Source organism: Paenibacillus sp. IITD108 (assembly GCF_036541265.1).
In the GTDB taxonomy this organism is placed as follows: Bacteria; Bacillota; Bacilli; order Paenibacillales; family Paenibacillaceae; genus Pristimantibacillus.
On record NZ_JAZHCT010000051.1, the window covers coordinates 1 to 20,360 of the forward strand.

Consider the following 20,360-nt stretch of genomic DNA (forward strand, 5'->3'; position numbering starts at 1 on the left):
ATTGTGTTTTTCGGGACACTTCAGCGTAATGTGTATGAAATTTCATATACAATTAGACGTTTTGAGGGGGTGCCGACCGATTCTGTGTGATTTTTCATATACAATTGTGTTTTTTGAGGCATTTCAGCGTAATGTATATGAAATTTCATATACAATTAGACGTTTTGAGGGGGCGCCGGCCGATTCTGTATGATTTTTCATATACAATTGTGTTTTTCGAGGCATTTCAGCGTAATGTGTATGAAATTTCATATACAATTAGACGTTTTGAGGGGGCGCCGGCCGATTCTGTATGAAATTTCATATACAATTGTGTTTTCCAGGTAATTCAGCGATACGCATAGTGCTGATAAATTTCGTACAATAGAAAATTGTTTGTTTTCGTTGAAATAGCGCTTTTCATCTTTATTAGAAATTTACTTTTTCAACAGTAAGGGAATATGCGGCTAGAATGTGTATATTAAATCGTTCCATCACTACATCCACTTTTTAATCAGCTTTTCCCATTCCTCCATCGTAATAACGCCGTTGATCCGCTCGCGAATAACGCCATTGCCATCGATCAAAAAGTTAGTAGGGAATGTATTGACTTTGTACAGCTTTGTAATGTCGCCTTTTCGATCAAACAAAATCGGAAACGTAAATTTATAATTATCTACAAATTGTCTGGCTGCACGCTCTTTATCATTTTTAGTGGAGTTTACACCATACATTGTCATGACATCACTGTACTTTTCATGCAGAGCCTGCAAATCAGGCGCCTCGAGCTCACAAGGTCCGCACCACGATGCCCAGAAGTTTAAAAAGATCATTTTACCTTTTTCTGATTCTGTATCTACATTCGATTCATCAAGTCCTGGCAGTGCAAAATTGACCATTTCTGCTCCAGCCTTCGGTTTAAATTCGCTATTGGCTGCGGCAAGTGAAACTTCCTCGCCATCTTTACTGTTATATTGGTAAAAAGCAAAGCCTGCTAATAAAAATGCAACTGCAAATAATAATACAACTTTCCTCATGTAGTCCCATCCTTTTTATTCTTATCTGCTCTATCCATCGTATCATGCCCTATGATTATGCTCAATATTATAATCAGATCGTACATGAAACCGTCACGATTTGCTGCTTTAATCAGTATTTGCCGATCATTTCAATTTCATAATATAGTTCATCATTAGAATTCTTTGCGACAAGTTTGACGACAAGCTTTATTCCCATTATCATTAGTATTATAGAGAAAATGCAAGTGCGGAAAGCAGGTGAATATTAATGGGGGAAGCAATTTATTATCGGATCGGTGAACTTGCCAGTCTTGCTCAAATTAGTCCGCGCACAATCGATTATTATACTTCAATTGGGCTGATTGAACCTGTTAAAAGATCCGAAGGAAATTATCGTCTTTATACAAATGAAACCTTAATCAAATTGGAACGTATAGAACAATTGAAAAAAAACAAATTATCATTAGAAGAAATTAAAGCTGTGCTAAGCAATTGGCATTTGATTACAGAGGAAGAAACCGTATCGCAGCGCCTTGCCGACATTCAGCTTCAATTGACCAAGCTAGAGCGCGAGGTTAAGGAGCTTGAACCGGTCATCCAGCAGCTAAAGCCTAGACAAGCCAGACGCCTATACACTCGTCTGATGCCGCAAACCGCTGCTTGTATTGAAGCGCTTATGATATTGATGAACAAGAGCTCTCTAATGTAATTTCCTCATATCAATCAATGCAGCAATCACAGTACATTACACACTGATTTGCACTGGAGGAGTCTTTATGTTTTTTCATCCGATGGATATTTTAATTTTTGCAGCATTTGGCGTTTCCATTTGGGCGCAATTCCGAGTAAAAGGCACGTTTTCCAAATGGGCTGAGGTAGAAGCGAGCAGCGGACTGACAGGCTATCAGGCTGCACGCAGAATGCTGGATAATAACGGTTTGCATGACATTCCGATCGAAGCAACGCCTGGCAGCTTGACAGACCATTATGACCCGATTCACAAGGTTGTCCGCTTGTCAGAGCCGGTTTACTACGAAAAATCGATTTCCGCTATTTCGGTAGCCTGCCACGAGGTTGGCCACGCCATTCAGCATTCGGTATCCTATCCGATGCTAGTGCTGCGCCACAAAATTTTCCCAGCAGTTAATTTTGCCTCGGGCGTTGCGCCATTTCTCCTCATTGCTGGATTTATTTTTCAGTATTCGACTTTAATCGGTCTGGGCATTGTCTTTTTCTCAGTTGCTGTAGCGTTCCAGCTGATTACATTGCCTGTAGAGTTTAATGCCAGCAATCGAGCCCGTGAAATTATGGTTTCAGAAGGTTTTATTACGAATAATGAAGAGAATGGTGTAGCAAAGGTGCTTAATGCAGCTGCTCTAACCTATGTCGCAGCCGCCTTGATTTCCTTGCTTCAGCTTTTGAAGTTCATTATGATATTTACAAACAATCGCGAATAATTGTAACCGCAAGAAGGGTGTCGCTTCTGCCAGAATGGCTGCTGCGACACCCTTCTTATTATTGATCTCTCCACTAACGATTAACTCTTTCCTTGAAATAAGCCAATAAAAATTTATGGAATAAATTAGCGACCAGCGGCAGCTTCTCATTCGTGCGATGAATGAGTCCAATCGTTCTAGACACCTCTGGATGGCTTAATGGGACCTTTACGGCCTGCAATGGGCCGGTGTAATGCAAAGCCATCTCCGGCAGCAGACTGACCCCCATTCCGGCTGCTACAAGCCCTCTTATCGTATCTGTCTCTTCGCCTTCAAAGCCTATCTTAGGGGTAAAGCCCGCTTGCTTGCAGGCGTCCATCACAATTGGGCGCAAGGAATACCCTTCGCTGAAAAGCACGAAGGTTTCTTCTGACAGCTGGCTCAGGGCAATGGACTCCTCAGCAGCGAGCGGATGATTAGGCGGCAATATCGCAAATAGCTGCTCCGAGAGCACAACCTCTCCACTTACCTGCTCATGCTCCTTCGGGAAAGGAGATATAAAGGCCAGATCAATATCCCCCTGCACTAAATCCCTTATTAAAGATGGATACATCCCCTGGCGAAATCGGAATCGTACATTCGGATACAGCTTGCGAAATGCTGCTACTACCTGAGGAATTAAAGAGATGCCCAAGCTATGCGGAAAACCGAGCCGTATCTCTCCTCGCTCAGGATCAAGAAATTCATGTATTTCCACAACAGCCTTTTCCAGGTCGGCAAGAATAACCTCGGCCCGCTTTAGAAACAGATGGCCTACAGGTGTTAGCTGAACGTTGCGGCCCTTTTGAACAAACAGCTTAACGCCAAGCTCCTCTTCAAGCTGATGAATTTGCCTGCTCACAGCAGATTGCGCTACATGAAGCTCCTCTGCAGCTTGCGTAACATGCTCTTTCTGAGCTACCTTCACAAAATAATGAAGCTGACGAAGTTCCATTCTGGATTAAATCTCTCCTGTTACAAGCATATTTTAAAATATGATTATGTGCTGCGTATCTTCGACATCCTCAATTTATCGATTAATGCGTATAGTAGAAAGCCTGTCAATGCACCCCCTAAATGACCCCACAGATCTATTTTGCTTACGACAATCGAAGAAATAACCCCAAAGCCTAAAATCATATAAATCGTCTTAATGGAGCTGGTATCAATAATTGACTTGCGAAACAGCGCAATAAACAAATAAGCACCGTATATGCCATATATTGCTCCAGAGGCCCCTACAGCTAAATGAGTTTCCGAACCAAACCATGTATTGACGGATACGCTTAGCAAGCCGCCTCCAAGCCCGCTTAATAAGTAAAGCAAAGCATAGCGCGATGTTTTGATCAGACCTTCAAGCGGCGGGGCAAATATAATAAGCGCGAACATGTTGAACAGCAAATGGTCCACCCCTGCATGCATGAACATCGCTGTTATAAAACGCCATGGCTCTTCCATCCCGTATGGCATATAGACCGGGTGAGAAATAAGCGCTCCATATTCGAGCAGGTGGTAACCATCCTTTGTACTGCCCGTTAAACCAACAACCGCAAAATAAATAAGGTTAAGCAAAATAAAAATCGAGGTGCCTGGATATAGCCGCAAATAGGAGCGAAAGCTCTCATACCTCAAAAATATCATCTGCATCACTCCTTCGGTTCCCTAAATATTGGACAACTGCATAGTATTCCGATTATAATTATTGACGTATATAACTAAAGTATCCAAGGAGGATTTGCACATGGCTCAAGATCGTACTGGCGTTGCCACGTTCAAAGGCAATCCAATCACATTAGTAGGTCCGGAATTAAAAGCGGGAGACAAAGCGCCTGACTTTATTCTCCATTCATCCTTAATTGAAACAGCTACACTAAACACTTTTGACGGCAAAGTTAAGCTCGTTAGCGTTGTGCCTTCTATCGATACTGGCGTATGCGACATGCAAACCCGCCGATTCAACGAAGCGGCTTCAGAGCTGGGCGACAACGTTGTTGTGCTTACGGTTAGCGTTGATACGCCATTCGCTCAAGCCCGCTGGTGCGGCGCTGCAGGAGCAGACAAGGTTGTCATGCTGTCCGATTATAAAAATCACAGCTTCAGTGAGGACTACGGCGTTTATATTAAAGAATTTGGACTGGCCATGCGCTCTATCTTCGTCATTGATGCCAGCGATGTTATTCAGTATGTAGAATACTTGCCAGAAATGACTGAGCATCCGAACTATGACAAAGCAATCGCTGCAGTTAAAGCTATTTTATAGTTGAATCACCTATAAATCAATAGACCGCAAACAAAGCGAGATAAGGATTCCCTTACTCGCTTTGTTTATTATTAACTATTCACTTTATGAGCAGCCAGCTTCTTGTCCAGCGTGCGGTAAATATCCAAAATCACTCTATAATTCGATCCAAGATCCCCTAGAGAGCCGCGTGATGCAGAATAAATATCAACGGCAGAAGTAAGCGGGTTAACGCTAATAACAGAAATGGTTATGTCCATCGTTCTTCCTAGAGCCGTTCTTTTCTCCAGCACAATCTCCCCGACAGATTCCACCTCATGCAAAAGCTTGTAGCCTTGCATTTTTTTAATAACTGAAATCACTTCCTCCCAAGCCTTATCCTTCGAAAGCTTGTAGAAATGCGATTTAAGCAGTGGATCTTTGGCTCTATCGCCGGTTTGTTCATGACTGCGCAGCAGTCCGATCAAAGTCCGCTTTAACAACAACGATCTCCCCCTCTAGCATCTGTATACATTACTTAATATGATACCATGTTTTCATCTATGAAAAAAGAGCATTAGCAGGATTAACCATGCAAATGCCCTTAATTTGTTTTATAAACCCCGCCTATGCCGTCCGACTCACTTGTTTCTGAACCCGCTCTCGCAGGTGGGTGTCCGCAGAATTAATTTTGAAGTCCCTTTTCGAGGGCATGTCAGCCTTAATTCGATATTGAACTCCCGTGAAACAGCCATTGGTTCAAAACAGCGAAGAATCGCAACGCACATCGCAGGAATTATTATAGTAGTATAACAGCTAAAACAAGCTGTTCCCCAAAGATAACAGGTTCGTTAATCTTTGTGTATTGTTATTATAGACCGAACAAAATCAAAAGTAAACGATATATTGCATGTTACTTATTGGTTTCCTGTTCCTTGTAATCATCCTTGACTAAATCCTCGCGGTCCATTTCGGCAGCCAGCTCTGCTTCCTCTTCCTCTTGCTTCTTCATTCTCTCAGCTTGCTCCTGAAGCTTAACATAAATAATATTAAAGTTCCAGAAAGCAAGATAAGCAACGATGCTTCCCATAAAAAACGGGATTAAAAATTGGAAATGAAAGAAGCTGATATACATGACGAAGCCGCACATAACTGCTGTCGAAAGAGAGCGAAGCGGTTTGCCAATCGTAATTAGCACGGCATTTTTAACTAACTGTAGCGTTTTCATATGATAGTGTGAAAGCATAGAAAAGAAGTTAAACAGCGATATAACGAGTAACACTAGAAAAGCAATAAATACGTAAGACAGTAGGCTGATTTTCTCTCTGAAAAATATGAAATCGACAATCATTACTGCAATAAGCAGGACATAAATGATTCCGCCAAGCATGCTCTGTTTGTAGTTTTCTTTGTAGCCTCGGAAAAACGTCTTGAATAAAGCAACGTCACTCTCACCCATTACCCATTTGCGGGCTACGGTAAACATTGCAGCGGTAGCTGGAAATAATGTAAACGGCGCAATAACTGCCATCAGCATAAAGATGGCCTTCATATTGTTAACAACTTGATCCTCTGGCAAATCAACAGGAGCAAGCAGCAGCAAAGATACGGCTACAAATGGCAATGAACAAATTAGCCAAAGCAAGTTAATCGCTGAAAACCTCATTATCCATTCCGAGATTCGATAAAAGCCGCCCATCAGTCCTCTAGGTTCCATCACATCTGCCTCCACAATTGTATATTTTCATAATGTGCACATCAGCTTCTATCCCGCCCAAAATTATATGTATAGGCGGTTGTCTATGCTAATTCGCCTATGCGGCATATAATGTAGCATCGCGCACAACATTAAATGATGTTTTTAAGGAGGTTGCTTATGAGTAAAAAAAGTATCCCTCAACCTTGTGAAAATAATCGGATTGACTCTACTGGAGCCATTCTTGTCCTGTTTATTTTATTGTTAATTATTACAAAGACAATATTATGGTAAATGCTTTGCAAGGCGTGTTAACCGTTGAATTATAAGAAGAAGTTTATTCAAAAGACTGACAAATTCTTATAATTTAAGAAAAAACCGGGGAAGATCGGATAGCCGCAAGGCTTCATGGACTTCCCCGGTATTTGTTTAGATCGTGTCAGTTGACGAAGAATTTGGCTTACTCGAACGGCGCTCGCCGCTGCGGCCATCATCTCTGCGGCCTTCATTGCTGCGCTTGTAGCTGTAGCCGCCGCGGTCACGATCGCGATCCCGGCTTTCATAGCTGCTGCCGCCGCGGTACGAGGACGAGCCGCTGCGTTTATCATCGCGTCCGCGGTATCCGCTGCTGCGATTGCCGCCGCCGAAAGAAGAGCTGCTGCGGTTGAACGGACGGCCGTTGGAACGAATATCCGGTCTGCGCTTTTTGGCGCGAAGCGGCTCCTCAGGCGTCAATTCGATAGTGACATCCTTCTTCTCTCCAGTAAGCAGCTTGATTGCGGCTGCCAGCAAATGAACGGAATCATACTGCTCAAGCAGCTGAATCGAAATTGCCTTATACTCCGTAAATTCTTCGTTTGTTACAACTTCAAGCAATCGCTCAGCAGCAATACGCTGCTTGCCCTCAATCGCCTCAGCCAAGCTAGGCAACGGCTTGCGAGTCATGCGCTGACGCGTAATGCGTTCGATAAAGTGCAGATGGTCGATTTCGCGCGGAGTAACGAAAGACCACGCTTTACCTTCCTTGCCGGCACGGCCTGTACGACCGATGCGGTGTACGTAGCTTTCCGGATCCTGCGGCAGGTCAAAGTTAATAACGTGAGTAACGCCGGATACGTCAAGACCGCGCGCTGCAACGTCCGTTGCAACAAGCACGTCAATGCTTCCATCGCGGAATTTGCGCATTACATTGTCGCGTTGGTTTTGCGACAAGTCGCCATGCAAGCCATCAGCGGAGTAGCCGCGCTTTTGCAGCGCTTCGCTTAGCTCGTCTACACGGCGTTTGGTTCTACCGAAAATAATCGCAAGCTCAGGCGATTCCATATCAAGCAAACGGCTCAAGGCTTCGAACTTCTGGCGCTCGTGCACTTCAATATACGCCTGCTCAATCGATGGAGCTGTTACTTGCTTTGGAATTACTGAAACATGCTCTGGGTTTTTCAAAAACTGCTGTGCAAGTTTTTGAATGTTTTGCGGCATCGTTGCCGAGAACAGCATCGTTTGGCGCTCTTCAGGAACAAGCTTCAGGATCGACTGAATATCCTCCATAAAGCCCATATCCAGCATTTCATCCGCCTCATCCAGCACGACGGTTTGTACATCCTCAAGACGGATCGTTTTGCGGTTGATGTGATCCAGAAGACGTCCTGGCGTACCGATAATGATTTGCGGTCTTTTTTTCAAGGCGCGAATTTGTCGGCCAATCTCTTGACCGCCATATATAGGCAAAGAACGCAGTCCTTTGTATCGAGTCAACTTCCCGATCTCATCCGCTACTTGAATAGCGAGCTCACGGGTCGGCGTCATTACTAATGCGACAATGCGATCCTCGCTTGTCGGAATTTTGTTAATAAGCGGAATTCCGAATGCCGCTGTCTTCCCTGTACCTGTTTGCGCTTGTCCAATTAAGTCTTTACCTTCCATCGCAAAAGGAATAGCTTTGTCCTGGATAGGAGTAGACTCCTCAAATCCAAGCTCCGTAATCGCTTGAAGCACCTTCGGCTCCAAGTTAAATTCAGCAAATGTTTTCAAACTTTTCTCAAACTCCTTCTATCTACAGCCTACTTAAGAATATCTAAATCATTATAGCACATATATAATCATGAATACTAGCCAAGGACAATAAGCCATACTAACTTTACCTGCATCATTGTGACAATCTATTTTCAGAAAGAGGCTGGCTGCAATTAACAAGAGGCAATTTATACTAAGTCTGTTGATGATGACATTTAGTTCTGTGCTTATTGCAATTGGCTTTAACCTATTTCTAGTTCCTCACAAATTGATTAGCGGCGGCATGTCCGGCATCGCTCTAATGATTAGTTACCTTTCGGGCGCTTCAGTAAGCTGGATGTATTTTTTACTCAATTTTCCCGTGCTTGTTTGGGGCTGGTTCGCAATTGGCCGATCATTTATATTTTGGAGCATCTATTCGGTCTTGACCGCAACTTTGTTTCTATATCTAATACCTAAACACCCCCTCGTCGATGATACTTTGCTGGCTGCAGTGTTTGGCGGCATAATAGCCGGTGCCGGCAGCGGACTTGCTTTGAGATCTGGCGGATCTACAGGCGGCTTTGACATTATCGCCTACATCGTTACATTGAAAAGGGATTGGCCTGTAGGCATGATTATTTTCACCCTTAACAGCTGTATTATTACAGCACTGATTATTTTTGAAAAAGATTGGAGCCTCGCGCTGTATTCCTTGCTCTCCATATACTGTTCGGGCAAAGTTATTGATCTTTTGTATGTACGGCATATTAAAATGACCGCTTTTATTATTACGACCAAATCTGATGCCATCATTGAGCAGCTGCTGTCCCATCCGCGCGGTATTACGATTATCAAAACAAAAGGAGCTTATTCCTCGACCGAGCGGGATATGCTTATGACAGTCAGAACGAAATACGAATTAAGACAGCTATTTCAAACTGTCACTTCAATTGACCCAAAAGCGTTTATCAATATTGTAGAAACGGTTGGAGTCGTTGGGGATTTCAGAAAAGATAAGCAATAGGCTTGTTTTGCTGCACCCATTTTTGCTGTTCCAGCTGTATTTTTATTTACAATACTGCTATAATAACTAGTAATTGGCGCTTATGTTTCATGCCTTGGAATTTACCCTCTTTACTTGCAAGTGAACGATTCATTTGAAGAAAGGGTGATGCTGAGTGGATATGGAAACAGTAAAATTGTCGCAAATTGTAGAAAGACTTGCTCCGGAACTTGGTCCATTTCTTACTTCGACTGAGATGAATATGAGCATTGTATTGCGGGATGGTCTCGCATTTTTAGAGCCTGCCGATGCTATGGAAATTGTACAATTCAGCATCTGCAACCAGCAGCGCGACACGCTGTTGCATTAAGTTAAGTACTAAGCTTATTATTATATTTTCTTAACCAGAGCCAGTCGGATCATCCGGCTGGCTTTACAATTTTTCCAGTAATACTGCTGTTTTTCAGAACAAAAAACGATAAGCAAAATGCCAGGAGCATAGTAAACGAAAGTGCTTATAAACGGCTAATAATTAAAAAAGTAATGACCGTGGCACGCACATACTATATAATTTTACGTAAGAGGTTGTTGAGGGAGAGAATAAATTGGACATTATATTGACTTTACTCATGCTTTTTTTGGGTACGGGGTCTAATCAAAACGAAGGCGACAATGTGTTCAAAATGCTAGCCGCCACGTACATAAATGCAGCTTCCGGCCAGCAGATCGCCGTTCCTGATCTGCACGCGCTTGTCTCCAAGAACAAGCAGGAAAGTACCGTAAAAAAAGACCCCCAGCCGGATGCGCCTGCCATAAAAGGCATATATGTCACATCTCATAGCGCTGGCGGCGCAAGAATGCCGTCCTTGCTTCAGCTGGTTAATGAAACGGATCTAAATAGCATGGTAATCGATATTAAAGATGACAACGGTTATATTACGTATGCGACGACAACTCCCGAGCTGCTTGAATATGGCAGCTCCAAAAGTTTTATCGGCGATATTCAGCAGCTGATGGCTGAGCTGAATAGAAACAATATTTACCCGATTGCAAGAATTGTCGTATTCAAGGATACTGTGCTTGCCGTAAAGCACCCTCAGCTCTCCTTCCTGCAAAAGGACGGGACAGTATGGAAAAACGGACGCGGCGAATCGTTCGTCAATCCTTACAAGAAGGAAGTGTGGGACTATAATATTGCAGTCGCCAAGGAAGCAGCCAAGCTCGGCTTCAAAGAAATTCAATTTGATTATGTGAGGTTTCCGGAAGGCTTTGACAAGAAAGAAGAAACGCTGAATTACGAAAAAACTAACAGCAGCCGCGTTGAGGTCGTAACCGGCTTTGTCAAATATGCGCGAGAGCAGCTCGAGCCGCTGGGGGTACGCGTATCCATCGATATATTCGGCTATGCGGCTTCTGTTCCGGCCGCAGAAGGCATCGGTCAAGATTTTGTGCAAATATCGAATGATGTGCATGTTATTTCGCCTATGATTTACCCAAGCCACTACAGTACCGGCTGGTTCAATCTGAAAACACCGGATCGCAGCCCCTATGAGACGATTACCGGCGCTATCAAGGATACTCAAAAAAAACTGGCTGACTCCAACGAGCTTAAGCCGATTATAAGGCCCTGGATTCAAGATTTTACGGCAAGCTGGCTAGGGAGCGGCAATTATATCAAGTATGGAAAAGCGGAAGTAGAAGCGCAGATTAAAGCGCTGCATGACTCGGGAGTAACAGAATATTTGCTGTGGAATGCCGGCAATAAATACTCACCAGGGGTAGATTATAAATGATCAGAAATAAAAATATAGGCTAATTGAACTCATATGCTTTTATAATTTTGAAAAAGACGACTCGATCAATCCGAGTCGTCTTTTTAATTAATAATATTATTGCGATAAGCGTAGGGCCAGTTCATACATGTCCATGTTGAACTCTTTTTTAGTATTCACAACAAGGTCAATGTCAGTTGTAACAAGCTTGCCGTTAATAATGCCGCATGCTTTCCCGGAATCGCCGGACATTAATTGTCTTACTGCAAAATCACCCAGCTGGCTTGCCAGAACGCGGTCAGGCGCTGTTGGCGTTCCGCCGCGCTGAATATGTCCAAGCACGGTTACTCTCGCTTCGATTCCACTCTTCTCCATAATAGTCGACGAAATTTCATGGCTGTTGCCCGCACCCTCTGCAATAACAATAATGCTGTGGCGCTTTCCGTTGGCAAAATTCGTTTTCATACGCTCCGCTACGATATTCAGATCAATTGGAACCTCTGGAACGATAATCGTTTCAGCACCGCTAGCCAGTCCTGCATGCAGCGCAATGTCGCCGCAATGGCGTCCCATTACTTCAACGATAGATGCTCTTTCGTGAGATGACATCGTATCGCGAATTTTATTAATAGCATCTACTGCTATACTTACAGCCGTATCAAATCCAATAGTCACATCCGTAAAAGCTACATCATTATCAATCGTGCCAGGCAATCCCATCGTTTTGATGCCCAGCTTGCTCAGCTTGTTCGCACCTTGATAGGAGCCGTCTCCGCCAATAACGACCAAACCATCGATTCCTCTTGCACGAAGCAGTTCAGCTGCGCGCTGCTGGCCCTCGGCTGTTTCAAACTCCTTGCAGCGTGCTGTTTGCAATATCGTACCGCCGCGCTGGATAATATCTCCAACGCTGCGCAGATCCATTTGGCGCAAATCATCATTCAAGAGGCCCTGGTACCCGCGCTGCACACCATAGACCTCAAGCCCATAGTAATGTGCGCTGCGCACAACAGCTCGAACAGCTGCGTTCATTCCTTGCGAATCTCCTCCGCTTGTCAGTACTGCGATTGATTTGACTGCAGACATTGTAAATTCCTCCACTTACTGTAATATTCATAGTCGTCTAATTCTGATCCAGCGGCTGTTAATAAAGAAAAATATACGGGATAGTGTACTGTTTTTCATAAGCTGCTTGGATATATGACGAACTTCTGATTGCTCACGAACCTTAGGGTCGGATAAATAAAGCGCAAGCAAGCCTTCTATAATTAAGCTATGAAATCTGGAAGCAGGCAATTGCTTCACATCTTCCCTAGCACGGCCAACAATAAATTGCAAACGTTCAATCATTAAGCTTTCGTTCTCATAGTAATTGCAAAAATTTAAATCCCCACCCTGCTTATCTTCCTCTTGATCAATCAAATAATCAAGTAAAATATGAAGACTGCATACATGTGGAAAATAATTTATTTTCATTTGCTCGGCTTCTGCAAGCGTTAAATGCTCATCGCTTGCTGCCAGAAACAATAAAAACATAGCTAATGTCGAGCCGGCTGCCGCAGCAAATTCATTCCACTGCAAATGCGGATAAGAGGCTTGATGCTTCCTCCACCACTCGAGCAGCTTCACTTCGCGCGATTCTGTGCAAATATGCTTGTACACTTGAAGATCGCTGTACAAGCCTATTAACTCGAGCACCTGCTCTTGAACGATAGAATATGCCGGAAGCTTGGCAATCTGCTGTTGACAAGTACGCACCAAATGCTGCAAATATCCGCCGTCATCGCTGTCATCCCTATGCATGTAATAATTTTGCAGACTGGCTCCGGGAGTAGCTGCATCAAGCATGGATTGATGAAGCATGCGGAAATCATCTGGGTCAAGTGAAGTGCTGCGATCGCATAAGTTATCCAAATAATCGCTTATTGTCTGCAGAGCGACGATCAGTGGAATTAGAATCGGCAAATAAGCCATATTCGCTACAGCATATACGCTTCCGCCCTGGCAGTGGAATTTTTTATCTCTTATGCTGTTGAGCGCTTGAGTCCTAAGCTCTTCACTAGAAATACGTTCAGCCAATTGGCGAAGCTGCGTTAATTCTTGCTTTACTGATGGCAGGACGTATTTGTATACGCGGTGCATAAGCTTCAATGTGCTTTGCGGTACACGTTTGTTAGAATAGCTCGCTTGCATCACGTTGTACCTCCACCTCTTGCTTGTCACAAACTGCGTTATTCCCAAATTTTGATTATTTCGATCTAAATCTTGACCGATCATCTCACCAACTTGTGAAGCTCCTCAAATAAATGTACCATTTTGAAACGTAATTTTCTACCCATTTTGATACTTAATCTATTCCAACATAAAGGGTCGAACCATGATATACTAATCGTCACAGCATTATTTTACTAGAATCGGAGTGAATATTTATTGCAGTCTTCACACTCATTCCCTAAAGAACGGTCAAGCATTAACTCCAAGCAAGCAACCACGCTGCGCGCATACACCTACTCCACCTATACAACTTCAGCAATAGTTGTTTCATTTATGCCGCTGCTATTTTTGGAAAAAGGCTTTACAGAGAGCCAGATTGGCATACTCTATGCTACTGGCCCCTTCATCGCTATATTTGCAAATATAATTATGGGCATTGCCAGCGATAAGTTTCAAACGATTCGTAAGCTTCTGCTCATGATGTTCGCCGGACAATTTATGATGATTACACTTTTAATGCCCACTTCGCACTTTACTGTAATCTGCTTTATTATGATGGGGTTCTACTTCTTCCAAACTCCCCTTACTCCGCTAAGCGACAGTCTCATTTTACACTATAGCAAGCAGCTTGGCATACCCTATGCCTTGATTCGTATCTTTGGGTCGCTTGGATTTGCGGTTAGCGCGCTCGTATTCGGCTTTTTATTGAAGCAAATCGGCACCGAATGGACGCTGCCTATTCTGCTTTGCACGATATTTATATCATTCTTACTTGCCATTTTTCTTAAAGATCATACAGGATCAGCGAAAAAAATACAATTTTCCGGTTTTTTCAGATTATTAGCCAAACGAAAGGTTTTGCTGTTTTTCTTTATTCTATACCTCGTTTCTGTATCACATCGCATGTACTAAAGCTTTCTAACCGTAACGCTCCGGCACATGGGCGCAAGCAGCACCTTGATCGGCATGAGTATGCTGATCGCGGCCGCCAGTGAAATACCTATTTTGTACCTGCTCGGAAAATATGGCCATAAGTTCAAAGAGCTTCCACTCCTTGTATTTGCTTCAATAATGTATGCCGTACGGCTATGGCTGCTCGGTCAGCTGCAATCGCCTGAATGGATTGTAGCTTCGCAATTGCTCAACAGTGTATCCTTCGCCATTTATTTCACTTCAGCGATGCGCTATATTATTCAGCTTATACCTGATCAATTCCGAACGTCTGGCCAGGCGCTCTACGCCATTATTTGGACTGGCCTTGCGGGGCTCACCAGCGGTCTCGCCGGCGGCTTTATATACGAGCATCTTGGAAAGCTGTTTTACTACAATTTAGCCTCAGTCATTGCGATTATCGCAGCTATCGGTTTTTTATTTATGATTTTTATGCAAAATAAATTTTCAGACTAACACAGTTTCCTTTCGGACTGAAGAAGCTACAACGGCCGCCACGCTATCTGGGGAATGCAAAGCATCATAATTTTTGGGGTGTAGATAAATCAGAAGACTAAATCGAAAAGATAAAGCGAAGACGTCAGCCTGTAAACGTGCTGACGTCTTGTGCGTGTCTATAAATTGCAATACTCAAACTCGTTGTCCAGCCCGTCAAAACAAATTTCCTGTTTTAACACTTGTTTTAATTCATCGTGTGAGATTAGCCCTTCCAATGGCAATTCGCGCCCAGTTGAGGTCGTTTCTATGTATTCAACAACATCTCTAGCATATATTTCTTCCAACTTTTCAACTTGACTATGCTTCAAATACTTTCGGTGTGTTTTTAATATGTTAGCAGAATTGACTTTCAAATCGCCACTCGCTGTTTTGGAATACTTCATAATGGTTAAATCTTCAAGCAAGTTCCGAAAAATAAAATCCTGTAAATTTTTCGCCAAAACTACAGCGGTAATATCATCGTGATAAATCAGGGTAATAGGTACATCCTCACCGTTTTGTCTATCGAATTGGAACACATACAAATCTCCGTTTTTTTGTCGACCAAATGGAACAAACTGAAACTCTGGTTTCGTCTGTCGATAATCGTCAGGGTCTTTGAATGCTTCAATTTCTTCAACGATTCTGTTCCATTTTAGCAGCTCAAAGTCAAAGCCGAAGAACAGCATAGGCGGGTTTTGGGCTAATTTGGCATAATACTTTTCGTACCAGTCCCGCCCATATTCTCCGCCCGAATCCAACATACCATCTAAATACAACTGTCTATATAGTTTCGGGTATGTAAAATTGTACTTTTCTTCAATTTGCTCTAATTCGTTCATACTATCCTCCCAAAACCACGCTATTTGATATCAGTATAGCAAACACGAACTTGTTATTAAATACCATTGAAAAACATTGTGACGATTGACACGGAAAGGAGCGTGAACGTGGCTATCTATCATCACAGTATCAAAATCGTAACTGTTAAAAAAACCTTACACTGCGAAATGTGCCAAATAAAAGTAGTTTGAGGATACGCCTACCGATTCTGTATGATTTATCATATACATTTGTGTTTTTTAGGGCATTTCAGGGTAATGTGTATGAAATTTCATATACAATTAGACGTTTTGAGGGGGCACCGGCCGATTCTGTATGATTTATCATATACATTTGTGTTTTTTGAGGAATTCCAGATTTTAAATGGATTTCATGTATCTAGTTTTATTGAATTATTCTATATTTTGCAAATAGCACCAAACTAAATACAGTTTTCCTCTTAGAATCACAAAAAAGCCAATTTTTTCAAAACCAAATACATAAAATGTAGTTAGCACCTATGCTCGTTCTGGGTCCATAAAACAAAGTTTGCCATAGTGGTAAAGTACTTGTTACACTTCTTCAACAGTCTGATTTTGTGCGCCTATCGAATTAAATTTGCTGAATATATAAAAAAACGATAATATACACTATTGATTGATAAAAACTGAAGAGAACGGAGTGCAGGATTGTATTATGAATTTTTTGAAAGCATCTAGTCGCGTCATTTCATTGTGGCTCGCTTCTATCGTTATTTTGTTGTCAGTAGTGCTGGGTGGCTGCAGCCAGCTTAATCTAATGGATGAGCTTGAGCCCGCACAAAGCGCAAAGCCGCTTTCGAGTGCCAGCAGCAAGCCGCAAATCAGCCCTACGGCAACGCCTCCGGCTGAGCAGAGTGATCCCGGGAATCAGGAAGCGACCGATAGCAAACCCCTTACATCCTTTTCAGAGGTTGCGGAATACCTAAGAACAAACGGCAAGCTGCCGCCGAATTTTATAACCAAGTCTGAAGCTAGCGCACTAGGATGGGATGCCAAAAAGTTGAATTTAGACAAGGTTGCGCCCGGCAAAAGCATCGGCGGAGACCGGTTCGGCAACCGAGAGGGCTTGCTCCCAAGCGCCAAAGGACGCATCTGGTATGAAGCGGATATCCATTATAAAAGCGGAGGCCGAGGCGCTGACCGCATCGTCTTTTCCAATGACGGATTAATATATATGACAACTGACCATTACAAGAGCTTTACTGATATTACCGCGAAAGGACCGTGACGGCATTGATTATAACTACGCTATACGAGGACGAAATAAGTCGATTTGATTCGATTCATCATTGGCTGCAGCATGCTCTTGAGCTGCCTGACTGGTACGGCCATAATTTAGATGCTTTATGGGATTGCCTGAGCGGCTGTATCGCCCTGCCGACTGAAATCCATTGGGTGGCTGCTGGCAGAAACGATCCTAATCCGGACTCACCATTGCCAGCTGGAGATTCAGACATTGAGCAGAAGCTGGCTGTGCAAATCGCAGCCTGTATCTCGCTTTTTGAAGAAGCGGCTGAACAAATTGAAGGGCTTTCGTTCAAATATATACCACGATCAAGTTTCGGATTCCAACCACTGATGTAATCTAATTTTTTTGAATGAATAACCCCTGTAAAGGATAAAATGGGCCTATAAAGGCGGACGCTGCCGCTTCTCTGCAGCTGTACGCCCCTATTCACAAAACTAAAAAAAGAGCGCAGCTCCTTAGCGAAATTATCGCCAAAGAGATACGCTCTGTGGATATTGTTATTGGATTAAAGCTTAACCACGTTGGCAGCTTGCGCTCCGCGATTGCCTTCAGTTACATCAAATTCAACTTCTTGGCCTTCATCTAGAGATTTAAATCCTTCGCCTTGAATTGCTGAGAAATGCACAAATACATCTTCTCCGCCTTCAACTTGAATAAAACCGTACCCTTTTTCTGCGTTAAACCATTTAACTATCCCTTTCAATTGTACAACCTCCCGAAAATATAAAGCTTATCTCGCTATAAAGTGAGACAAGCTCTATTATACATTTCCAGCAAAGCAAATGCAATAAAACAGGACTTAACCCAATTTTAGTCAATAAATTTTCTATTCAAGCTGTGATTTCGTGAGGTAAAGATTGCTTACAGGCCATAATATCGCTATGATGTTAGTAATACAAAAAACCAATAAAGGCGGAGCAATAATGTTCAAAAAGCATCAAATTTATAAAACGGACAAATACAATATGTTAACTGTGGAAGTACAAGGGAAATCTTTAATTGTACGCGAAATTTCGGATCAATGGGGCGAAGAATGCCACACCTTCCTCAGTCGCCCTGAGCTAATGAACTGGGCGGAGAAGCGATTCAAGCCTGTGGATTTTATAGGCAAGGAAGAGCAATATGAAGCCATTATACAAGCATTAAGAGAGGTGTAAAAGTTATGGATTGGACATCCACTATTATTTTTATTATCGCCTCCTTCTGTCTTGGCGCCATTCTGATTATGAAGCGCGATTCGCTTCCGGAGAAAGCAAGAAGGCCTCTTGCGTTGACAGCCATCGCTTTAATTGCTTTTTCGTTTTTTCTAATTGTTTATTCATTCTTTAAATTAGGTGCAGCATAAACTTAAATCATGCAGCGCTATGAATAATTTCAACGTCTTCAGGGCACAGTAGCGACAAACTGCCTTGGAGGCGATGAATATAATGAAATGGCTTGCTTTGCTGCTGGCATTAACTTTTGTAACTGGCAGCAGCCCTATGAATGTTCCAACTAGACAAGCAGAAGCCGCTTTGTCTCAAACCGAAAATTTAAGGAGGAGTTCGATGAATCACGTACCAAAACGTTCAGAAACGCCTGTAGACAGCCGCTGGAAGCTGGAAGATATTTTTGCTAGCGAGAAGGATTGGGACAAGGAGTACAGCAAAGCTTCTGCCCTTATTAAAGATATTCAAAAATTTCATGGCACATTAAATGATGCCAAGCAGCTTAAAGCCTGCTTCGAGCTCGAGGATGAACTGTCCTTAATGGTAGAGCGGCTATATGTTTACGCCAATATGCGCCATCACGAGGATACAGCCGAGCCAAAATATCAGTCTTTGTCAGAGAAATCGAGAAAGTTGAGCGTACAAATAAGCGAAGCGCTGTCTTTCATCACACCGGAAGTATTAAGCTTGTCCGATGATGTCTTAGAAGCATTTATCACTGATCCGCAGCTGGTCGATTACCGCCATACACTGGAGGAAATGCGCCGTCAGAAAGCGCATATTTTATCCAAAAGCGAAGAAGCGCTATTGGCCCAGGTCGGCAATATCAGCTCGGCTTCGGGAACGATCTTCAATATGTTGAACAATGCTGATTTGAAATTTCCTAAAGTTAAAAATGAACTAGGCGAGGAAATTGAGCTTACACACGGCCGTTACATACAGTTTCTTGAAAGCAAAAATCGCGAGGTTAGACAAAATGCCTTTAAAGCGATGTATGACACATATGGCAAGCTTAAAAATACAATTGCGGCGACGCTTAATGCGAACATAACTAAAAATGTCTTTTACGCGAATGCCCGCAAGTTTGATTCAGCCCTTGATATGTCGCTTTACGGAGATAATATTCCGAAGGAAGTTTATACGAATTTAATCGATACGATCCATGAGCATTTGCCGCTTATGCATCGCTACATGGATCTTCGTAAAAAGCTGCTCGGCGTAGATGAGCTGCATATGTACGATTTGTTCTCTCCGCTCGTTGAGCAATTCGACATGGACATCACGTATGAGGATGCGAAGAAAACGATCAGCGAAAGCTTAAAGCCGCTTGGCGAGGACTATTTGAAGGTGCTGCAGGAAGGCTTCAACAACGGCTGGATCGATGTATATGAGAACGAGGGCAAGCGCAGCGGAGCTTACAGCTGGGGCGCTTACGGCACTCATCCGTATGTGCTGCTGAATCATAAAGACAATCTCAACAGTATGTTTACGTTGACGCACGAGATGGGCCATGCGCTGCATTCCTATTACTCAGATACGAATCAGAAATACCGTGATGCCCAGTATACGATCTTCCTGGCTGAAGTTGCTTCTACTTTAAACGAAGCGCTGCTGATGCATTATATGCTGAACAAGTCCACCGATCCGAAAGAAAAAATGTATTTGCTCACCTATTATGCGGATCAATTCCGCACGACGGTTTTCCGTCAAACGATGTTTGCGGAATTCGAAATGATTGTTCATGACCGCGCTGAGAAAGGCGAAGCATTGACGCCTCAGCTGCTGAGCGAAATTTATTATGATTTGAACGTAAAATACTATGGTCTGGGCATGGTTATCGACAAGGATATCGAAATGGAATGGGCGCGCATTCCACATTTCTACACCAGCTTCTACGTCTACAAATATGCGACCGGCTTCTCAGCAGCTACAAGCTTCTCCAAGCAAATTCTAGAGGAAGGCACACCTGCTGTTGAACGGTATCTGGGCTTCCTTAAGAGCGGCGGAAGCGACTTCTCCATTAACATTTTGAACAAAGCCGGCGTCGATATGTCATCGCCTGAGCCGATTAAACAAGCCATGAGCGTGTTTGAAAATTTGATTGCTCAAATGGAGCAGCTGACAAGCAATAAATAGTCAAGGATAAACGGCGCCTCCGTCCTTCGCTTGAACGATGGAGGCGCGTTTACCGATGAAATATAGAACAGGTATAAGGTGAAAACTTATACTTTCCTATACTTT

General features: G+C 43.1%; 21 protein-coding genes, 1 other RNA gene and 1 pseudogene. 12 read left to right on the forward strand and 11 right to left on the reverse strand.

Going from position 1 to position 20,360, the window contains the following annotated elements:
• Positions 1-476: 476 nt before the first annotated feature.
• Positions 477-1,016: a TlpA family protein disulfide reductase gene (locus V1L65_RS26745; RefSeq protein WP_331702366.1), complete on the reverse strand. Its 540-nt coding sequence runs from the start codon at positions 1,014-1,016 to the stop codon at positions 477-479.
• A gap of 250 nt (positions 1,017-1,266) precedes the next feature.
• Here V1L65_RS26745 and V1L65_RS26750 point away from each other — a divergent pair, with 250 nt between their 5' ends.
• A complete protein-coding gene (locus V1L65_RS26750; RefSeq protein WP_331702367.1) occupies positions 1,267-1,707 on the forward strand; it encodes a MerR family transcriptional regulator in 441 nt (146 codons plus the stop codon).
• Between the two features lie 67 nt (positions 1,708-1,774).
• Complete coding sequence (locus V1L65_RS26755; protein WP_331702368.1) at positions 1,775-2,455, forward strand: zinc metallopeptidase; 681 nt, start codon at positions 1,775-1,777, stop codon at positions 2,453-2,455.
• Positions 2,456-2,528: 73 nt separating this feature from the next.
• Here V1L65_RS26755 and V1L65_RS26760 read toward each other — a convergent pair whose 3' ends face one another.
• Both V1L65_RS26760 and V1L65_RS26765 read right to left on the reverse strand, forming a co-directional pair.
• The gene (locus tag V1L65_RS26760; protein ID WP_331702369.1) at positions 2,529-3,428 is read right to left on the reverse strand and encodes a LysR family transcriptional regulator; all 900 of its coding nucleotides are present in this window, start codon (positions 3,426-3,428) and stop codon (positions 2,529-2,531) included.
• Positions 3,429-3,472: 44 nt separating this feature from the next.
• A complete protein-coding gene (locus V1L65_RS26765) occupies positions 3,473-4,114 on the reverse strand; it encodes a rhomboid family intramembrane serine protease (protein WP_331702370.1) in 642 nt (213 codons plus the stop codon).
• 100 nt (positions 4,115-4,214) lie between these two features.
• Here V1L65_RS26765 and tpx point away from each other — a divergent pair, with 100 nt between their 5' ends.
• Positions 4,215-4,733, forward strand: coding sequence for a thiol peroxidase (tpx, locus tag V1L65_RS26770; RefSeq protein ID WP_331702371.1), 519 nt, complete (start codon positions 4,215-4,217; stop codon positions 4,731-4,733).
• A gap of 71 nt (positions 4,734-4,804) precedes the next feature.
• Here the strand turns inward: tpx and V1L65_RS26775 are convergent, their stop codons facing one another.
• The 4 genes from V1L65_RS26775 to V1L65_RS26795 all read right to left on the reverse strand — a co-directional run bounded on the left by V1L65_RS26775 (position 4,805) and on the right by V1L65_RS26795 (position 8,418).
• Positions 4,805-5,194: a DUF1499 domain-containing protein gene (locus V1L65_RS26775; RefSeq protein WP_331702372.1), complete on the reverse strand. Its 390-nt coding sequence runs from the start codon at positions 5,192-5,194 to the stop codon at positions 4,805-4,807.
• Positions 5,195-5,307: 113 nt separating this feature from the next.
• Positions 5,308-5,490, reverse strand: a non-coding RNA gene (ssrS, locus tag V1L65_RS26780) — 6S RNA.
• Between the two features lie 114 nt (positions 5,491-5,604).
• Positions 5,605-6,408: a YesL family protein gene (locus V1L65_RS26785; protein WP_331702373.1), complete on the reverse strand. Its 804-nt coding sequence runs from the start codon at positions 6,406-6,408 to the stop codon at positions 5,605-5,607.
• Positions 6,409-6,816: 408 nt separating this feature from the next.
• On the reverse strand, positions 6,817-8,418 hold the full coding sequence (locus tag V1L65_RS26795) for a DEAD/DEAH box helicase (protein WP_331702374.1): 1,602 nt from the start codon (positions 8,416-8,418) through the stop codon (positions 6,817-6,819).
• 187 nt (positions 8,419-8,605) lie between these two features.
• On the opposite strand from V1L65_RS26795, the gene V1L65_RS26800 reads away from it, so the two are divergent.
• From V1L65_RS26800 to V1L65_RS26810, 3 genes are all read left to right on the forward strand, one after another.
• Positions 8,606-9,406 (forward strand): YitT family protein, encoded by an 801-nt coding sequence (locus tag V1L65_RS26800; protein ID WP_331702376.1) that lies wholly within the window; start codon positions 8,606-8,608, stop codon positions 9,404-9,406.
• Positions 9,407-9,566: 160 nt separating this feature from the next.
• Positions 9,567-9,755 (forward strand): hypothetical protein, encoded by a 189-nt coding sequence (locus V1L65_RS26805; protein WP_331702377.1) that lies wholly within the window; start codon positions 9,567-9,569, stop codon positions 9,753-9,755.
• A 235-nt stretch (positions 9,756-9,990) separates the two neighbouring features.
• Positions 9,991-11,178, forward strand: coding sequence for a putative glycoside hydrolase (locus V1L65_RS26810; protein WP_331702378.1), 1,188 nt, complete (start codon positions 9,991-9,993; stop codon positions 11,176-11,178).
• A gap of 96 nt (positions 11,179-11,274) precedes the next feature.
• Here the strand turns inward: V1L65_RS26810 and pfkA are convergent, their stop codons facing one another.
• On the reverse strand, positions 11,275-12,243 hold the full coding sequence (gene pfkA, locus V1L65_RS26815; RefSeq protein WP_331702379.1) for a 6-phosphofructokinase: 969 nt from the start codon (positions 12,241-12,243) through the stop codon (positions 11,275-11,277).
• A 27-nt stretch (positions 12,244-12,270) separates the two neighbouring features.
• A complete protein-coding gene (locus V1L65_RS26820) occupies positions 12,271-13,350 on the reverse strand; it encodes a tetraprenyl-beta-curcumene synthase family protein (RefSeq protein WP_331702400.1) in 1,080 nt (359 codons plus the stop codon).
• Positions 13,351-13,587: 237 nt separating this feature from the next.
• On the opposite strand from V1L65_RS26820, the pseudogene V1L65_RS26825 reads away from it, so the two are divergent.
• Positions 13,588-14,778, forward strand: a pseudogene (locus V1L65_RS26825) (MFS transporter).
• Positions 14,779-14,936: 158 nt separating this feature from the next.
• Here V1L65_RS26825 and V1L65_RS26830 read toward each other — a convergent pair.
• On the reverse strand, positions 14,937-15,641 hold the full coding sequence (locus V1L65_RS26830; RefSeq protein WP_331702381.1) for an SMI1/KNR4 family protein: 705 nt from the start codon (positions 15,639-15,641) through the stop codon (positions 14,937-14,939).
• 841 nt (positions 15,642-16,482) lie between these two features.
• Between V1L65_RS26830 and V1L65_RS26835 the strand changes: the two genes are divergently transcribed.
• The gene (locus tag V1L65_RS26835) at positions 16,483-16,890 is read left to right on the forward strand and encodes a ribonuclease domain-containing protein (protein WP_432500556.1); all 408 of its coding nucleotides are present in this window, start codon (positions 16,483-16,485) and stop codon (positions 16,888-16,890) included.
• On the forward strand, positions 16,887-17,246 hold the full coding sequence (locus tag V1L65_RS26840) for a barstar family protein (RefSeq protein WP_331702383.1): 360 nt from the start codon (positions 16,887-16,889) through the stop codon (positions 17,244-17,246). The genes V1L65_RS26835 and V1L65_RS26840 overlap by 4 nt, the downstream gene beginning before the upstream one ends.
• A gap of 170 nt (positions 17,247-17,416) precedes the next feature.
• Here the strand turns inward: V1L65_RS26840 and V1L65_RS26845 are convergent, their stop codons facing one another.
• Positions 17,417-17,614, reverse strand: a complete 198-nt coding sequence (locus V1L65_RS26845; RefSeq protein WP_331702384.1) for a cold shock domain-containing protein — start codon at positions 17,612-17,614, stop codon at positions 17,417-17,419.
• Between the two features lie 220 nt (positions 17,615-17,834).
• Here V1L65_RS26845 and V1L65_RS26850 point away from each other — a divergent pair, with 220 nt between their 5' ends.
• The 3 genes from V1L65_RS26850 (at position 17,835) to pepF (ending at position 20,255) form a co-directional block, all read left to right on the forward strand.
• The gene (locus V1L65_RS26850; RefSeq protein ID WP_331702385.1) at positions 17,835-18,068 is read left to right on the forward strand and encodes a hypothetical protein; all 234 of its coding nucleotides are present in this window, start codon (positions 17,835-17,837) and stop codon (positions 18,066-18,068) included.
• 5 nt (positions 18,069-18,073) lie between these two features.
• Positions 18,074-18,256 carry a hypothetical protein gene (locus V1L65_RS26855; protein ID WP_331702386.1) on the forward strand — a complete coding sequence of 61 codons (183 nt, stop codon included), beginning with the start codon at positions 18,074-18,076 and terminating at the stop codon, positions 18,254-18,256.
• Between the two features lie 202 nt (positions 18,257-18,458).
• Entirely contained in the window at positions 18,459-20,255 is a 1,797-nt protein-coding gene (pepF, locus tag V1L65_RS26860; RefSeq protein WP_442955723.1) for an oligoendopeptidase F, read from the forward strand.
• The last annotated feature ends 105 nt before the right edge of the window (positions 20,256-20,360 follow it).

Bases quoted from the DNA above. Each gene is read 5' to 3' on its own strand.
- V1L65_RS26745 (WP_331702366.1), bottom strand. From the start codon at position 1,016: ATGAGGAAAGTTGTATTATTATTTGCAGTTGCATTTTTATTAGCAGGC.
- V1L65_RS26750 (WP_331702367.1), top strand. From the start codon at position 1,267: ATGGGGGAAGCAATTTATTATCGGATCGGTGAACTTGCCAGTCTTGCT.
- V1L65_RS26755 (WP_331702368.1), top strand. From the start codon at position 1,775: ATGTTTTTTCATCCGATGGATATTTTAATTTTTGCAGCATTTGGCGTT.
- V1L65_RS26760 (WP_331702369.1), bottom strand. From the start codon at position 3,428: ATGGAACTTCGTCAGCTTCATTATTTTGTGAAGGTAGCTCAGAAAGAG.
- V1L65_RS26765 (WP_331702370.1), bottom strand. From the start codon at position 4,114: ATGATATTTTTGAGGTATGAGAGCTTTCGCTCCTATTTGCGGCTATAT.
- tpx (WP_331702371.1), top strand. From the start codon at position 4,215: ATGGCTCAAGATCGTACTGGCGTTGCCACGTTCAAAGGCAATCCAATC.
- V1L65_RS26785 (WP_331702373.1), bottom strand. From the start codon at position 6,408: ATGGAACCTAGAGGACTGATGGGCGGCTTTTATCGAATCTCGGAATGG.
- V1L65_RS26800 (WP_331702376.1), top strand. From the start codon at position 8,606: ATGATGACATTTAGTTCTGTGCTTATTGCAATTGGCTTTAACCTATTT.
- V1L65_RS26805 (WP_331702377.1), top strand. From the start codon at position 9,567: ATGGAAACAGTAAAATTGTCGCAAATTGTAGAAAGACTTGCTCCGGAA.
- pfkA (WP_331702379.1), bottom strand. From the start codon at position 12,243: ATGTCTGCAGTCAAATCAATCGCAGTACTGACAAGCGGAGGAGATTCG.
- V1L65_RS26820 (WP_331702400.1), bottom strand. From the start codon at position 13,350: ATGCAAGCGAGCTATTCTAACAAACGTGTACCGCAAAGCACATTGAAG.
- V1L65_RS26830 (WP_331702381.1), bottom strand. From the start codon at position 15,641: ATGAACGAATTAGAGCAAATTGAAGAAAAGTACAATTTTACATACCCG.
- V1L65_RS26850 (WP_331702385.1), top strand. From the start codon at position 17,835: ATGTTCAAAAAGCATCAAATTTATAAAACGGACAAATACAATATGTTA.
- V1L65_RS26855 (WP_331702386.1), top strand. From the start codon at position 18,074: ATGGATTGGACATCCACTATTATTTTTATTATCGCCTCCTTCTGTCTT.
- pepF (WP_442955723.1), top strand. From the start codon at position 18,459: ATGAATCACGTACCAAAACGTTCAGAAACGCCTGTAGACAGCCGCTGG.